Source organism: Candidatus Hakubella thermalkaliphila, from assembly GCF_013281975.1.
In the GTDB taxonomy this organism is placed as follows: Bacteria; Actinomycetota; Humimicrobiia; order Hakubellales; family Hakubellaceae; genus Hakubella; species Hakubella thermalkaliphila.
The window spans coordinates 17,349-32,906 of sequence record NZ_BLRZ01000006.1; the positions used below are offsets into that span (position 1 = coordinate 17,349).

The following is a 15,558-nucleotide window of genomic DNA, read 5'->3' on the forward strand; positions in this document are numbered from 1 at the left end:
AGAAGACCCTAAAATTGTTTGGGCATTCCAAGATGCTTCTTTAAAGTGGAGAATTCCTCCAGACATTTGCCAGATCCGAGAACCACCGCCGAGAGGGGCTGATCGACCAGATAGATGGTGCACTGGGTCTCGTGATGGATACGTTCCGGAAGACCCTTCAGCAGAGAGCCTCCTCCCGCCAGAACTATCCCCCGGTCGATGATGTCGGCAGCCAGCTCCGGGGGGGTGATGGAAAGGACCTCATGAACGGCATAAATGATATTGGCCACTGGCTCCTCCAGAGCTTTTCTAACCTCCTGGCTGGAGACAATGAGGCTCTTGGGGAGCCCGGTCACCAGGTCTCTGCCTTTTATCTCTGCCTTTTCCTCCTGCTCCAGAGGAAAGGCGGAACCAATCTCTATCTTCAGATCTTCGGCCACTCTCGGACCGATCATCAGGTTATGTTCTTTTCGGAAATAGCTGATGATGGCCTCATCCATCTCGTCTCCAGCGATCCGAATGGACTTGCTTACCACTATTCCGCCTAGCGAGATAACCGCCACCTCGGTGGTCCCTCCACCTATGTCCACTATCATGCTGCCCACAGCTTCTCCGACAGGCAGACCCGCTCCGATAGCTGCTGCCATAGGTTCCTCAATTATGTAGGCAGCTCTGGCCCCGGCCTGCTCACAAACCTCACTTACCGCCCTTCTCTCTACGCCAGTTATGCCTGAGGGCACACAGATGATTATTCTGGGACGAGCAAAGAAACGGTGCCGGTGTACTTTGTTGATAAAGTAGCGGAGCATCTTTTCTGTAGTATCGAAATCGGCGATTACTCCATCTTTGAGAGGTCTGATCGGCACTATCCTCTCCGGAGTCTTGCCGATCATGTTTTTGGCCTCCAGCCCCACCGCCAGGACCGCCCCGGTGTCCCTATCCAGAGCCACTACCGAGGGCTCGTTAAGCACCACACCCTTTCCCCTGACATAGACCAAAGTAGTGGCTGTGCCCAGGTCTATGGCAATATCTTGCCCGATGAAACTAAAAAGTCTTTCCAGCATGGCTTCCTTCCCGTTCCCTCATCCTGCTAAAGAATTACTGGCTACCCCAGCCTTCATTTAATGTCCAGTAACAAAAAAGTAGCTAATAAGCCCATGATGGAAGCCAGAGTAATCTTCACCTGCATGCCGAAGGTCAGATCAAACAGATGTAGGTCAACAGTAACCGGAGAGAGTCCTATCTTAACCCCCATGTCCAATATGGGAAGCAGCTCTCTTAGAACGTATCCTATGATAGAACCCAAGATAGCCCCCACCAACAGGATAATCAGGACATATCTTCCCCGGACTCTCAAATTTTTTTCCTCTTGCCAGAACAGTCTTCACTTGTTTAACAGTTTATCATTTGGTATTTTGGTTGGCAAGCCAAACCGAAAGTGGGAGCCAGGTCACCTAATTTCCAATGTTTCCAGGAAACTGACAAAATTTCAAATGCACAAGCGCTTCCGTCAAGCACTCTGCACCCCGTAGTAGCAACAGGTTTACTGAAAGCTTCCTCCCAGAGCGTAGTCAAAAAAGAGAGAAATTTCCCTCTCCGCGCTCTTGACCGAATCAGAGCCGTGGATGATGTTCTCCTGGGTCTCAATTCCGAAGTCACCCCGGATGGTGCCCGGAGGTGCTTCAGCGGGATTGGTAGGTCCCATCATAGTCCTGACAATTTTTACCGCTTCTGGTCCTGACACTATCATGACCACCACCTTTCCAGAGGTGATGAAATCCACCAGACTTTCAAAGAAGGGCTTGTCCTTATGCTCCTCATAGTGCTTCTCAGCTAGCTCCCTCTTTAGGTGCATCATCTTCATATCCTCAATATTCAGCCCTTTGGCCTCGATTCTCTTAATAATCTCGCCGCTCAGTCCCCTTCTGACCGCATCGGGCTTAATAATAATTAGTGTTTTTTGCCACATTGTCCCTCTCTTTACCTGAGTAGAAAATACTGGATATTCTCATTGTTGGCCAGCGATGATGCCACAATGACCAATCAGGTCTCGTATCGACAATACGGGCAGACGATCCAATTCAACTGAAGAGAGCGGCCACACTGGGTACAGGAGTTTTTGAGCTTCTTACGGCAGTACGGACAAATCAGAAAGTCTACCTCCACTCTTTTACCGCAAGCGGGGCAGTGAGGATTCTCCTCGACCAGCCTCTCTTTGGCTTCTATTTCCAGCTCCCGTTCCAGAGCATCCTCTCTCAACTCTGGAGGCCGAAGAATAAAATAGAGTATTAATCCAAAAAACCCGAAAATGAGGGCAACCACGGCCCAAAAGATACCACTGGCATCTCTCCTGACAGCATCACGATAAACCCAGTACACCACGCTCAGCCACAGCAGGATCAAGAAGAAAATGGTTACATTCAGACCCAGCTTAAAAATGGGGGAGGTGAAGAACTGCAAAATTTCATCCAATATTTCCATAGAAATTCACGCAAGGGGACGGTCAGCTTTAGCAGGCAGGGGAATTGCGCTTCCTCCTTTCTTTTTCTATGATACCACCCCTTGTAGGATTAAGAAAATACTTCCTCAGTCAGGTCTTGCACTGTCTTTTTGGCAATCCAGATATTGGACAGAGACCCCGCCACACATATTAGATCCTGCTCTTTGGCCATGGCTATGGCCTTCTTCACTGCCCGGGCCAGATCTCTCTCCACCCAGACCTCTATCCTTTTGTCCGACGTCACCAGGTGGTGGTTCTTTTCTACCAGGGTTCTGAGGTATTCTGCATCCTGGCTCCTGGGAAGACCACTCTCGGAAAGGAAGATCACATCCACCTGGGGAAGAAGGTATTTGATCATCTTGCTGGCATCCTTATCCTTAAAAAGAGCCAGAATGATGATGAGTCTGGAGTAGCTATATCCCTTTTTGATGTTCTCCATGAGCTTCTGAATGGCGGCCGGGTTATGCGCACCATCAACCAGTACTCTTGGACGAGAACAGATCATTTCCAGACGTCCCGGAATAGAGAAGCTCTCCAGACCTGTCCTGACCCACTCTCCCCTAATTTCTCCCCAACTGTCCAGAAAGAGCTCGCTGGCTACTATGCTCAGAGTGGCATTTTCCACTTGAAAGGAAGCTTTGCTTTGGATCAGCAGGTGAGGAAAAAAGTGTTTGATCCCCTGAACAGAAAATATTGCCCCTCCGTCTGGGTTCTCCCGGATCTCTTTCAATCGGAAGTCTCGACCATAGATATAAAGAGGAGAGCCTGTCTCAGTGGTCTTAGCCTCCAGCACCTTTATGACTCGCCTGTCCCTGGACATGGTAGCCACCGAGGATCCTTTTTTGATTACCCCGGCTTCTTCCCAGGCTATCTGGCATATGCTGTTGCCCAGAATCTGGGTATGCTCCAAACTTATATTGGTCAGGGCCACCACTCGGGAGAAAACAACGTTGGTGGCATCCCATCGGCCGCCCATGCCGGCCTCCAGAACGGTGCAATCTACCTGATGGTCATAGAAGTACTTCAGAGCCAGGGCGGTGAGAATTTCAAACTGGGTTAGATTCTCTCCAGAAGCGCTATTGACCTCATTGATCAGAGGTAACAAAAGGTTCAGGTAAGCCACAAACTCATCCTCCGATATTTCCTGTCCTCCCACCTCAATTCGCTCGGTGAACTCTCGAATATGAGGAGAAGTATAGACTCCCACCTTAAGTCCTGCCTCTTTCAGAATGGAGCCGATCATACGGGTGGTGGAAGTCTTGCCATTAGTGCCCACTACGTGCAGGGAGCCAAAATTCCGCGGAGCATCTCCTAAAAGGCAATAGATCCTTTCCATCTGGCTGAGGGAGGGATTAATGCCGAAGATCTCGGTAGATTTGATGTACTCTTTAGCATCCTGATAATTCTTAATTCTGATCAAAGTTCCTCCAGACTCTCCCGGTTTTCTATCTGTCGCTGTAGTCGATCTCGAACTTCCTGAAACTCTTGCAGTTTGGTCCTCTCCCTGGCTACTACCCCCTCAGGAGCGCGGCTCAGGTAGTTTTGATTGGCCAGCTTTTCCTGGCTCCTCTTTATTTCCTGGTCCAGACGGCCCATCTGCCGCCTCAGCCTTTCTTTTTCACTACTCAGGTCGATCAGCCCACTCGCCTCCACATAGAGCTCTGCTCCTGCAGCCACTCCTTTCAGATATTGTCCGGGGTGCTCCACCGACTCCTCCAATCTCATCTCCTCCACTCTGGCCAGATCCATAATATAGCCAGAGCTCTGAGCCCATATCTCCTTCAACTCACCATTGGCAGGGACTAATACGATCCTTAGCTTTTGGGCGGGGTTAATATTATGCTCCGATCTTAGCCGCCTGACCTCAGTGACCACCTCCATCAGAGCTTCCATCTGTCGGTCCGCCTCTTCATCTATGAGGCTCTCCTCATAACTGGGATAGGAGGCCACCATGATGCTCTCTCCATCATGAGGCAGCAGTTGCCAGATCTCCTCGGTGATAAAGGGCATAAAGGGGTGGAGAAGTCTCAAAAATCGATCCTGTACGTAGAGCAGGATGGAACGAGCTTTATCTGAGTCTTTTTTCTCTCCTCGATAGAGGTCTCTCTTACTCATCTCGATATACCAGTCACAGAACCTGCCCCAGAAAAAGTCATAGAGGGCCTTGGAAGCCTGGCTGAAGTTATATCGGGCCAGCTCCTCCTCCACCTTTCTGGCAGTCTGGGAAAGCTGGCTTAAGATCCATCGGTCATGAAGAGCCAGATCAAAGTCCCTGACTGAGAAGGTTAGATCTTTTCCGTCTCCCACGTTCATCAGGATAAAGCGGGAGGCATTCCAGATCTTGTTAGCGAAGTTCCTCATCCCCTCGATCCTCTCTTCTCCCAGCAGGACGTCCCGACCCGGGGTAGTCAGAAAAGAAATGGTAAATCGGAGAGCATCGGTACCACACTTGCCGATGACATCGAGAGGATCTATGACATTGCCCCGGGACTTGCTCATTTTCTGACCCTGGATGTCGGAGACAAGAGGGTTGATGAAAACCTGATGGAAGGGCACATCTCCCACCCCGTACAGACCAGCCATGATCATCCGAGCTACCCAGAAAAAGATGATGTCGTGGCCAGTCACCAGCACATCCGTGGGATAAAAGTAGCGAAGATCTTCCGTATCATCCGGCCAGCCCAGAGTGGAGAAGGGCCACAGGGCTGAGGAGAACCAGGTATCCAGAACATCGTCCTCCTGGTGTAGTTCCTCCGAGCTACAGCCAGGGCAGACCTGGGGATCATCCACAGTCACGATCTCCTGACCGCACCTCCGGCAGTACCAGGCCGGTATACGATGGCCCCACCAGATTTGGCGGGAGATACACCAGTCCCGAATATTCTGCATCCAATCAAAGTAGACCTTTGCCCACGGGGAAGGGATAAATTCGATCCGCCCCTCCCGGACTGCCTCTACAGCAGGTCCAGCCAGAGGCTTCATGCGCAGGAACCATTGCCTGGAAATCCTGGGCTCCACCATGGTATCGCAGCGGTAACATTGTCCCACGGAGTGGGAATACTTTTCCTGTCCTTCCACAAGGCCCAGTCTTTCCAGATCTGCCACTACTCGGCGGCGGGCTTCGGAGCGTTCCAGACCCTGGTAGGGGCCAGCATTTTCATTGGTCACGGCCGATTCGGTAAAGATGTTAACCAGGGGCAGTCCATGACGGACAGCCACCTCAAAGTCATGAGGATCATGGGCCGGGGTGATCTTCAGTGCTCCCGTACCGAACTGAGGGTCCACATACTCATCCTCTATGATGGGTAGCTCCCGGTTTAGCAGAGGAAGGATGGCCATGCGGCCCACCAACTGCCGATAGCGCGGGTCTTTGGGGTTCACGGCCACCGCCGTATCTCCCAGCATGGTCTCGGGCCGGGTGGTAGCCACTACAATATATCCTTCCTGGTCCTTGAGAGGATACCGCACCCGCCACAGAGCAGCCTCCGGGCGAGGATGATGCTCCACTTCAATATCGGAGAGGGCGGTATGGCAACGGGGACACCAGTTGATCATGTAGTCGCCCCGGTAAATCAGGCCATCCTGGTACAGTTTGACAAAGAAGGTTCTTACCGCCCGACTGCACCCCTCATCCATGGTAAAGCGCTGCCTCTCCCAGTCAGCCGAAGCGCCCAGGGCCTTGAGCTGATCAATAATACGGTTGCCATACTTCTCCTTCCAGGCCCACACTCGCTCCAAAAACTTCTCCCGCCCCAGTTGCTGTCGGGTCAGACCCTCTGCCATAAGCTCCTTTTCTACCACGTTTTGAGTGGCGATACCCGCATGGTCCGTCCCTGGGATCCAGCAGGCATTGAGGCCTTTCATCCTCTTGTATCTAATGATGATATCCTGAAGAACGTTATTGAGGGCATGGCCCATGTGCAGAGAACCGGTTACGTTGGGCGGAGGAATTACAATGACAAAGGGTTCCCTGGAGGAGTCAACCTCAGCATGGAAAAGCCTCTTCTCCTCCCAAAAGGAATAGATTTTCTTTTCCACTTCTGCAGGTTTATACTGGTCAGGCAATTCGGGCATCAGAACTTCCCTTCCCCACCATATGCGGTCCTGTCCGCCAGCCACATCCGCATTAACTTCCCCGCCGAGAGTTCCCCTTCCGTAAGGGAGGGGGTGAGAGGCGGCTTTGCTTGATTTTTCCTCCCCTTTTTGCTACTATATGTTTGTATACCGCAGGAACTGCGGAAATCAACGCTTGTGGAGATATGGGCAGCCGCCAGGCACTCAGCCCAGGAAGCTCCTTCCGTAAGGGAGGGGTAGTTCACCAAAAAACCCATTCTCCCGCCATAGGGAATGGGTTTTCCAAAAGCCACCTGGACTTCTTCTGCCCTGGATCGGTACCGCACTCAGGCAGAGAGCTCAGCTCGTCCGGCTGCTTTACTGCCAGAGGTAGTGACTGTAACCAGGGTGGGCTCCAGTCTATTTTCTACTATCTCTTTGGTGATGACGCATTTTCTCACGTCACTGCGGGAGGGAATCTCGTACATCGCTCCCAGCATAATTTCCTCCAGTATGGACCTCAAGCCCCTGGCTCCCGTCCCTCGGATCAAGGCTTTTCTGGCAATAGCCCTGAGGGCATCCTCGGTAAAAATGAGCTCCACCCCATCGAATCCAAAAATCTTTTTGTACTGCTTAATCAGGGCATTCTTGGGTCGGGTCAATATCTCTACCAGAGCGTCCTCGCTCAGGCTGCGCACCGAGGTGACTACTGGAAGACGGCCCACGAACTCGGGGATGAAACCGAACTTTATCAAATCTTCCGGAAGGGTCTGGTCCAGTATCTCCCCATCTTGCAATTTCTTCTTGTTCACCTTCTCCGCAGTAAAGCCCAGACTGGTTCTACTGATGCGGGAATCAATGATTTTCTCCAGCCCGCTGAGAGTTCCTCCACAAATAAAAAGGATATTGGTGGTGTCAATCTGAATAAACTCCTGGTGGGGGTGTTTGCGTCCCCCCTGGGGAGGGACACTGGCTGTGGTCCCTTCCAGAATCTTCAAAAGCGCCTGTTGCACCCCTTCCCCCGAAACGTCTCTGGTGATAGAGGGATTCTCCGATTTTCTGGCTATTTTGTCTATCTCGTCGATATAGACGATGCCTGTCTCGGCTTTCTTCACATCATAGTCTGCAGCCTGAATCAGGCGAAGTAGGATATTCTCCACATCCTCACCTACGTAACCTGCCTCGGTCAGAGCAGTAGCATCGGCAATGGAGAAGGGAACATCCAAAATCCTGGCCAGGGTTTGGGCCAGAAGGGTTTTCCCACAACCTGTAGGGCCCATGATCAGGATATTACTCTTCTGAAGCTCCACATCGTCGCTGGATTGAGAATCCATCTTTATCCGCTTATAGTGATTGTAGACGGCTACCGACAATACCTTTTTGGCCTTATCCTGATCCACCACATAATCATTTAGCACTTGATAGATCTCCCTGGGCTTGGGGAGATCTTGCAGATTAAAATCAACTTCCTCGCTCAGTTCCTCATCAATAATCTCGTTACAGAGATCGATGCATTCATCGCAGATGTAAACACCAGGACCAGCAATTAACTTCTTGACCTGTCTCTGGTTTTTCCCACAAAAAGAGCACTTCAGCAGTTCGCTATCCTCGGCAAACTTGGACACAGAACCTCCTCCCCGCTACTTCTTGAAAATAACATCGTCAATTATACCATATTTCTTGGCCTCTTCCGCTACCAGGATGAAGTCACCCCGGTCCGTATCCTGCTCAATCCTGTCCATGGGGTGACCGGTGTGCCTGGCCAGAATCTGGTTCAGCACAGCCCTCATGCGCAGAATCTCCTTGGCCTGAATATCGATGTCCATGGCCCGCCCGGAAGTAGTGCCGTGAGGCTGATGGAGCAGAATGCGGGCATTAGGCAGAGAATATCGCTTGCCTGGAGCTCCTGCAGCCAGGAGCACCGCGGCTCCACTGGCAGCCTGCCCCATACAGATGGTGGACACATCTGGCTTGACAAACTGCATAGTGTCATAGATGGCCAGAGTGGCAGTAACAGAGCCACCAGGACTGTTAATATAGAGGTTAATGTCCTTCTCCGGATCCTCTGCCTCCAGATGAAGGAGTTGGGCCATGACTACGTTGGCCAGGGAGTCTTCGATCACATCCCCCAGAAAGACAATCCTTTCCTTAAGGAGACGGGAGTAGATATCAAAGGACCTTTCTCCCCGGCTGGTTTGCTCGACGACGATCGGTATCAAATTAGACATCCTGGACATCTTCATTTTCACCTTCACCTTTGTTCTCTTCTATCTTCATATCGACCTGATCGATCACTAACTGCAGGGCCTTCTCCCGCAAGAGACCCCTCCTGATGATGGCCGATCCTATGTCCTTAGTATAATATTCATAAAGCTGTTCCCGGTTATCTTCACTCGTCTGGGAGATCTTCCTGGCTTCTTCCTTCACCTCTTGTTCATCCACTTCCAGCTTTTCCAGCTCAGCGATCCGGTCCAGGATCAGGTCTCTCCTCACTTCTCTCTCCGCCCTCCTGGCATAGTCTGCCCTGAGCTGCTCTCTGGTCCTCCCTTTAGTTTGGAGAAATTTCTCCAGATCTTCTCCCCTTTTCTCCAGATCCGAGGAGAGCTCCCTTATCCAACCTTCCACTTTGTCCGCAATCATGACCAGAGGAACATCGATTTCAGCATTCTCTATTAGCCTGTCCACTGCCTCGGCCCTCAAGAGATTCTGCGCTTCTCTCTCCCTGCCAGAAGATATCTGATCCCTTACAAATGCCCTGAGCTCATCTATGGTATTAAACTCACCTACCTGGCTGGCAAAGTCGTCATCCAGGGGGGGCAGGCTCTTCTCCTTTATTTCTTTAAGGCCAATTTTGAAGGTGGCCTTCTTTCCTACAACTTTCTGGTGGGGATGGTCCGGTCCAAATTCCACTTCTATTTCTTTAGACTGTCCCCTCTCCATCCCCACCAGGGCTTCTTCTATCTCCCTGACATGTTTGCCTGACCCAACCTCCATCAGATAATCCTGGGCTAAACCATCTTCCAATCTTGCCTGACCGATATGGGCATCCAGATCAACCAGAACATAATGGCCCTTCTCCACCTTATCTTTGGACGATATCTCCAACTGAGCAAACCTCTCCTGTATCACCGCCAGTTGGGTGTCTACTTCCTCATTAGAAACTTCTACCTTCCTCCTGGTCAGACTCAGCCCCTGGTACTGTTTTAACTTTACCTGGGGCTCCACCTGAACCATGGCATCAAAGATGAGAGGCTTGCCCTGCTCCGCTTGCTTCAAAGTAATCTGTGGCTTGTCCACAGGCCTGACACCAGATTTGGCCACAGCCTCCAGGTAAAAGTCAGGCAAGGCCTTCTCGATAGCCTCCTTGATTATATACTCTTTACCCAAATTGATATCAATAATCCTGGCCGGAACTTTGCCCTTCCGGAAGCCAGGAATTCTCACCTTTTGGGCAATAGAAGCGTAGGCTTTGGAGATGGCCCGGTCAAAGCGCTCTGGAGGAACTTCCACTACTACCCGGACCTTGTTCTTTTCCACATCTTCAACCGCTGTCTTCAATTTCTTAACCCCTTTAGCCTGATGTTTTTACCAATCGGTCAATACCGACCAGCGTGCCGCCTTATAGTCCATAAAAGATCTAGGACCCAGGCACTAGAATCCAGATTCTGACCCCAAAGCCTTTCCCCAAAAACTTTCCTTAAGGACCGGGCGGACTATCTAGATCCTAGGACCCAGATCCTAGTCCGTTCTCCGAAACTTATACAAACCTACACAAGGTAGATTGATGTTCGGTTCCTGCTTCGGCGAGAACTGCCTGGATACCAGGTCTTACACTCTCTCCACAGGCGTGACTTCCCGGGGAACTCCCGGTACAAAATGCGTAGATAGGTCAACATATGAATAGATATTATCTATCAGAATCTACCCCTCAAAAAACATGGTGCGAGAAGGGGGACTCGAACCCCCATGGCCTGAGCCACTGGATCCTAAGTCCAGCGCGTCTACCATTTCCGCCATTCTCGCCTGGTGGGTCGTGCAGGCCTCGAACCTGCGACACCCGGATTAAGAGGCTGCCCCAACCCTTTTTCCATGTTTGCCCATGACTGCCCATATTGCCTCTGACCAGGGAAAATGGCCATTCGACCAATGTCATGTTGCACTGTATTTTACCATGTTTTTTCAAATTTTGGTAGCAGATTGGTAGCACAATGCTTTCGTACTACATCATACTTACTTCGTGGCCAACCTTTGATTCCGCTATCCGCACCATGTCTCCCTGGGTCGAAAGTAAGCCGTCCAGTTTTCCTATGGCCTCCCACCCGGCTTCCCGAATAAGATGGCTGTAAGTATCCAGGGTTACCTGGCAGGAGGCATGGCCAAGTTGCTTTTGGACGTATTTGATGTTAGCCCCATCATTGATCAGCATGCTGGCGTAAGAGTGCCGCAGATCGTGCCACCTTATCTTTCGCAAGCCGCCCTTTTTTAGAGCCGGCTCGAATATGCGCACCTGAAGGTTGGATCGATCCATGGGTTGGCCGGCCTGATTGGGAAAGATCAGGCTGAGTTCGTTGAATTCTAAGGTAGCCGCCTGGAAGGCCTGATGTTCTTTTAGCATCTGGACAAGAGAGGGTGGTATATCTACAGCCCTTCTGGAATGGGCTGATTTGGGCTCCATCAGTATCCCGCCCTGCAAGCTACGCCTGACGTAGATCCGGCCGCTGGCAAAGTCGAGGTCGCCCCATATCAAGCCTAACAATTCTCCCTGACGCAAGCCAGTAAAACAGGCCGTGGCGATAAGACACCGATAACCGGGATCGGTAGCTTGGATCAAGGCCTGGATCTCGGAAGGCTCTAAGAACTCGGGCTCTGGCTTGACGTGGCGGGGAGGTTTAACATAGGCTGCCGGGTTCTCCCGCAGGTACTTCCAGACAACCGCTGTCTTTAGGGCCATCTTGAGAGTACACAGATGCTTGCCTGTGGTGGCCGCTGATATTTCCTCCATCAGCCTGGCCTTGAAGGCCTCTACCATCTCGGTGGTGATAGAGCGGAGCTTGTAGCGACCAAAGTAGGGAATGATCCTATCCTTAAGATGTTGCCGATAGCCAGCCAAAGTCTTGGGCCGTACGTTGGCCGCCTGTGCTTCCAGCCACCTCTTAGCGAACTCGGCAAAGCTAAGGTTGGGAAGCTCCCGATACTCTCCCCGGTGAACCTCCCGCATAACCTCAGCCAGCACCCGCTCGGCGTCTTTCTTTTTGGGCCCGATAGTCTTGAAGTGTTGCTTTCTTTCCTGATCCCGGAACTTGACTGCCCACACTACTCCTTTTCGGGTGGGCCGCCTGATAAGACATCCTGAAGCCATCTTTTACCCTCCTTGACACGCAGATATGGTTGGCCGAGGGATGTCCAGAGCTGAAAGGAGATTCCCCATGAAGTTAGCGCCTTTTATAAAGGAAAGGCCCCAAACCGGGCGAGCTTGAGGCCGGAAAGGAGATATACCGTGTCTAGTTCAAATTATAACACACCATTAGAAAAAGTTCTATCGAAACTCCAGAAGGTAAAGAAAACCGGCGGCGTATACACTGCCCGCTGCCCTGCCCACCAGGATAAGAACCCCAGTCTTTCCATATCCGCCAGTAGCAATGGAACAGTGCTCTTGAAATGCTTTGCCGGCTGTCGGGTGGAGGATATCGTGGCCGCCTTGGGGCTTGAGATGAGAGATTTATTCCCCGATACAAAAGAGGTGTCTTTATATCCATTGGTTAAGGGCTTTACACCTTTACGCCCCTGTTCAGAGGGTATATCCCTGGAGAAACTGGCTGAAACCAAGGGTTTACGGGTGTTACAGCTAAAGAGCCTTGGGTGTTCCACCATCCACCGCAATGATGTTCCCGCTGTTCGCATTCCTTACGCAGACCAATATGGCGAGATTGTGGCGGTGCGGTTCCGGCTGAGCTTGGATGGCGAGAGGCGTTTTACCTGGAGAAGAGGGGATCACCCGCTTCTTTACGGTCTAGGCCGGCTGAAAGAGATCCGCACCGCAGGCTGGGTGCTACTGGTGGAGGGAGAGAGTGATTGTTGGACGGGCTGGTCTTACCAATTGCCACTGCTAGGGTTACCAGGAAAGACTATCTGGCACAAAGAGTGGGCCTCATACTTTGAAGGCTTGGAGGTGTACCTCTGGCAGGAACCGGATGCTCCCGACCTTACCGAACGAATCACCCCTGATATTCCCAACTTAAGGATCATTGAAGCACCAGAAGGCATAAAAGACATAAGCGAGGCGCACCTTCAAGACTTGGACGTTGTTAAACTCATCGAAGATCTACGGGCTAAGGCACGTCCAGCGGCAGAGATTTTACGGGAACGGGAGGCGGTGAACCTTACCGACCTCAGGCGGCGGGCGGCGGATGTATTAAACTCTAAAAAACCCCTGGCTCTGGTGGTGCGGGCCATCCGTGGCCAGGGCTACGGTGGCAACATCCGGCCGCCGCTTCTGATCTACCTGGCTGCCACATCGCGCCTGCTGGCCATGCGGCCAGGGGCCATGCCCGTGCATGTGGCCCTCATCGGGCAACCAGGCGCGGGTAAGAACTATGCCATTAGTATCGTACTGCTGTCGCTGCCAGAGGAGGGCTACCACATTATCGACGCTGGTTCACCCCGGGTTTTGATCTACGATGACGTTGCCCTTAGGCATCGGGTACTGGTCTTTGGCGAGGCCGATAGTTTGCCTGCGGGTGAGGATAACCCGGCGGCAAGTGCCGTCCGCAATCTACTGCAAGATCACCACCTGCACTATGACGTGACAGTTAGAGACCCAGAGACAGGAAATTTTACGGTGCATAAGGTCAGAAAAGAGGGCCCGACGGTTCTTATTACCACAGCAACCCGCAGATTGGGAGCACAACTAGACTCGCGCCTTTTTTCGCTAGAGGTGCCAGACGATCAAAGCCAAATCCGCAGCGCTCTTCAAGGCCAGGCCATGCTTGAGCTTCACGGGACCGAAGAATCATCTGAGGCATTACCTGCCTATCAGGCCTTGCTCCAGGTATCCGCCCCCTGGGATGTGGTGGTGCCTTTCGCTGAGGAGCTGGCCGAGGCCATTGGTAGGTCACCGGCCGCCTCCAGGATTTTGCGGGACTACGCCCGCCTGCTTTCACTGATCAAGGCAGTGGCCGTCCTTAATCATAGGTGCCGAATTTATGGTTTGGTTCGTGATGTATACCGGGCCAGTGTTACCGGGGCCAGCAACGCCGTGCGCCAGGCCATTCAAACCGTAGTCGAACTAAAGGCCAGAGGATGCGAGCGCATCACCATTACGGTGGTGGCTGCCGAGCTTTCCATCAGTAAGATGGCCGCCTCAGGGCGAATCAGAACCGCGCTTAGGGGTGGCTGGCTGGTCAATGGAGAGTATCGGAAGGGCTACCCTTTCGACCTGGATATAGGGGAACCACTGCCTGATGAAGAGGGGCTCCCTAAACCCTCAGCCTTAACCCCTGTAAACCAGGAACACTTCCCGATACCGCGAAATATACCCTCTGAACAGGGGTGTAAAGGTGTAAAGCCCTTAACCAATGGATATAAAGACACCTCTTTTATAGAGGATCTCCCCCCTGATGATGGTGAAAATCTCACTGACCTTAGAGAGGTAGTCATCTAAATGAAGTGTATGAATGAGCTTAAGAAAATAGGCTATCGGTTACAACTGAAGGGAGATCATATCATCTGCACCTGGGGCGGGAACGGCCAGCCCGATCCTCAGAAGGTTGAGCCGCTTTTGGCTGAGGTGAGCATCCACAAGGAAGAAGCCATACACTACCTTCGGGAAGAGAGAGCCAGGGAACAGGACCTCTTCCTCAGGAGCTTTAAGCAGGCCCTCATCCAGTTGAACCGCCGCTATCAGCCCGGCACCCTGGATTGGACTCAAAGCCACTGCCCTGTTCTCTACCAAAAGATTGAGCATTAATCCCGCTGGGATTTAGGAGACTGAAAGGGGCTTATGCTATTTTTCCGCTGTATTATCAGTCTTTTTTGAGGCCTATAGATGGTATAGGCCTTAGGCTTTTGAGGCCACACAGGGCACACGGTGCGCCAAGTGGGCCTATTTTGCTTGGGGGCTGACAAATGGCCTCTAGTCTAGCCACCAAGAGCTATCTTAGTTAACGCCCTGAGGCCTGCTCAATCTGGTGGTATGGTAAAATCACGTCCCTGGCTCTGGACTATATTTTCTTCTTCGTAGGGCAAGGGCAGCATGCTTGGCTATAGCAAGCCAGGACCAGCTACCACGAGGTAGGGTTAGGGAATATTCGAAAGTCGCACCGGCCCCTCTAGGGCCCAACCAGCGAGTCTTGTAAACCTCAGTTCCGCTTGGTGCATATCGGAAGCCCACGTTGGGCATTGCTCCCCCATCACTTACCAGCCTGCCCTGTAATCTCACATAGGCTCGATCACCACGCGGCTCATAGAGTTCGACATATACGGGATCTAAAGCCTCTACCAATAGTCCTCTCATCTGATCCCTGGCCAATGAAAGCTTTCTAAATTTTTCTATCTCCCTCTCGCATTCTTCCATAATGGCATTAGCTCTTTCCACTGAGCCATAGGCTTCCTCCAGGGTGTACTTGCCTTTAAGAGCCCTGAATTCCTTCTCGTCCATGACCTGGGCCAGGGCCTTCTCCCTTATCCGGTTGGTCTTAACCCAAAACCAGTACTCTTCTTTTGGAGAGGGAAAATCCCCCTCTTCATAGGCTTGAAAAAATTGATCGTTAATTTGGCTTATTTTCCTCTCAGCTATTCTTCTGGGGTCATCTTCAGCCCACTCTGCTCCTTCTTGGCACTCATACATTTTGTACATGAGCACCCAACTTCGGCCTCCCTCTCTGGCCAAATCCTCTTTGGTTATTCCCCAGGGAGGGCCAAGATCGAAGTGCCAAATGGCTATAGCCCCGGCCCCAACCGCCACCAGCAGTAGAAAAGCATATAGAATCGTTCTGGGCTTCATCATCTTCCTGACCTCCTATCTTAGG

The 15,558-nt window shown here is 51.7% G+C and carries 14 protein-coding genes and 1 tRNA gene; 2 read left to right on the top strand and 13 right to left on the bottom strand.

The window, feature by feature from the left end; genetic code table 11:
• Nucleotides 1–8: 8 nt before the first annotated feature.
• The 12 genes from mreB to HW443_RS01345 form a co-directional block, all read right to left on the bottom strand.
• Nucleotides 9–1,043 carry a rod shape-determining protein gene (gene mreB, locus HW443_RS01290; RefSeq protein WP_176236715.1) on the bottom strand — a complete coding sequence of 345 codons (1,035 nt, stop codon included), beginning with the start codon at nucleotides 1,041–1,043 and terminating at the stop codon, nucleotides 9–11.
• A 53-nt stretch (nucleotides 1,044–1,096) separates the two neighbouring features.
• Nucleotides 1,097–1,336 (bottom strand): DUF4321 domain-containing protein, encoded by a 240-nt coding sequence (locus HW443_RS01295; RefSeq protein WP_176229402.1) that lies wholly within the window; start codon nucleotides 1,334–1,336, stop codon nucleotides 1,097–1,099.
• 186 nt (nucleotides 1,337–1,522) lie between these two features.
• Nucleotides 1,523–1,948, bottom strand: coding sequence for a nucleoside-diphosphate kinase (ndk, locus tag HW443_RS01300; RefSeq protein WP_176229401.1), 426 nt, complete (start codon nucleotides 1,946–1,948; stop codon nucleotides 1,523–1,525).
• Nucleotides 1,949–2,022: 74 nt separating this feature from the next.
• On the bottom strand, nucleotides 2,023–2,460 hold the full coding sequence (locus tag HW443_RS01305) for a double zinc ribbon domain-containing protein (RefSeq protein ID WP_176237841.1): 438 nt from the start codon (nucleotides 2,458–2,460) through the stop codon (nucleotides 2,023–2,025).
• 89 nt (nucleotides 2,461–2,549) lie between these two features.
• Entirely contained in the window at nucleotides 2,550–3,899 is a 1,350-nt protein-coding gene (locus tag HW443_RS01310) for a bifunctional folylpolyglutamate synthase/dihydrofolate synthase (RefSeq protein ID WP_176231105.1), read from the bottom strand.
• Nucleotides 3,896–6,553, bottom strand: a complete 2,658-nt coding sequence (locus tag HW443_RS01315; RefSeq protein ID WP_176231107.1) for a valine--tRNA ligase — start codon at nucleotides 6,551–6,553, stop codon at nucleotides 3,896–3,898. The genes HW443_RS01310 and HW443_RS01315 overlap by 4 nt, the downstream gene beginning before the upstream one ends.
• Nucleotides 6,553–6,846: a hypothetical protein gene (locus HW443_RS01320; RefSeq protein ID WP_176231104.1), complete on the bottom strand. Its 294-nt coding sequence runs from the start codon at nucleotides 6,844–6,846 to the stop codon at nucleotides 6,553–6,555. The genes HW443_RS01315 and HW443_RS01320 overlap by 1 nt, the downstream gene beginning before the upstream one ends.
• Nucleotides 6,847–6,879: 33 nt before the next feature.
• Nucleotides 6,880–8,157, bottom strand: coding sequence for an ATP-dependent Clp protease ATP-binding subunit ClpX (clpX, locus tag HW443_RS01325; RefSeq protein WP_176231103.1), 1,278 nt, complete (start codon nucleotides 8,155–8,157; stop codon nucleotides 6,880–6,882).
• A 15-nt stretch (nucleotides 8,158–8,172) separates the two neighbouring features.
• A complete protein-coding gene (locus HW443_RS01330; protein WP_246273205.1) occupies nucleotides 8,173–8,760 on the bottom strand; it encodes an ATP-dependent Clp protease proteolytic subunit in 588 nt (195 codons plus the stop codon).
• Nucleotides 8,753–10,090 (bottom strand): trigger factor, encoded by a 1,338-nt coding sequence (gene tig / locus HW443_RS01335; RefSeq protein WP_176231102.1) that lies wholly within the window; start codon nucleotides 10,088–10,090, stop codon nucleotides 8,753–8,755. Before tig ends, HW443_RS01330 begins: the two co-directional genes overlap by 8 nt.
• Nucleotides 10,091–10,470: 380 nt before the next feature.
• A tRNA-Leu gene (locus HW443_RS01340) sits at nucleotides 10,471–10,555 on the bottom strand.
• Nucleotides 10,556–10,751: 196 nt separating this feature from the next.
• A complete protein-coding gene (locus HW443_RS01345; protein WP_176231101.1) occupies nucleotides 10,752–11,891 on the bottom strand; it encodes a tyrosine-type recombinase/integrase in 1,140 nt (379 codons plus the stop codon).
• 138 nt (nucleotides 11,892–12,029) lie between these two features.
• Between HW443_RS01345 and HW443_RS01350 the strand changes: the two genes are divergently transcribed.
• Together HW443_RS01350 and HW443_RS01355 are read left to right on the top strand one after the other, a co-directional pair.
• Nucleotides 12,030–14,192, top strand: a complete 2,163-nt coding sequence (locus tag HW443_RS01350; RefSeq protein WP_176231100.1) for a CHC2 zinc finger domain-containing protein — start codon at nucleotides 12,030–12,032, stop codon at nucleotides 14,190–14,192.
• The gene (locus tag HW443_RS01355) at nucleotides 14,193–14,498 is read left to right on the top strand and encodes a hypothetical protein (RefSeq protein ID WP_176231099.1); all 306 of its coding nucleotides are present in this window, start codon (nucleotides 14,193–14,195) and stop codon (nucleotides 14,496–14,498) included.
• Nucleotides 14,499–14,732: 234 nt separating this feature from the next.
• Here HW443_RS01355 and HW443_RS01360 read toward each other — a convergent pair whose 3' ends face one another.
• Nucleotides 14,733–15,536, bottom strand: a complete 804-nt coding sequence (locus HW443_RS01360) for a hypothetical protein (RefSeq protein ID WP_176231098.1) — start codon at nucleotides 15,534–15,536, stop codon at nucleotides 14,733–14,735.
• Nucleotides 15,537–15,558: the final 22 nt, after the last annotated feature.

What these genes read in the sequence shown, in the direction of transcription:
- mreB (WP_176236715.1), bottom strand. Translation starts at nt 1,043, where the DNA reads ATGCTGGAAAGACTTTTTAGTTTCATCGGGCAAGATATTGCCATAGAC.
- ndk (WP_176229401.1), bottom strand. Translation starts at nt 1,948, where the DNA reads ATGTGGCAAAAAACACTAATTATTATTAAGCCCGATGCGGTCAGAAGG.
- HW443_RS01305 (WP_176237841.1), bottom strand. Translation starts at nt 2,460, where the DNA reads ATGGAAATATTGGATGAAATTTTGCAGTTCTTCACCTCCCCCATTTTT.
- HW443_RS01315 (WP_176231107.1), bottom strand. Translation starts at nt 6,553, where the DNA reads ATGCCCGAATTGCCTGACCAGTATAAACCTGCAGAAGTGGAAAAGAAA.
- HW443_RS01330 (WP_246273205.1), bottom strand. Translation starts at nt 8,760, where the DNA reads ATGTCTAATTTGATACCGATCGTCGTCGAGCAAACCAGCCGGGGAGAA.
- HW443_RS01345 (WP_176231101.1), bottom strand. Translation starts at nt 11,891, where the DNA reads ATGGCTTCAGGATGTCTTATCAGGCGGCCCACCCGAAAAGGAGTAGTG.
- HW443_RS01355 (WP_176231099.1), top strand. Translation starts at nt 14,193, where the DNA reads ATGAAGTGTATGAATGAGCTTAAGAAAATAGGCTATCGGTTACAACTG.
- HW443_RS01360 (WP_176231098.1), bottom strand. Translation starts at nt 15,536, where the DNA reads ATGATGAAGCCCAGAACGATTCTATATGCTTTTCTACTGCTGGTGGCG.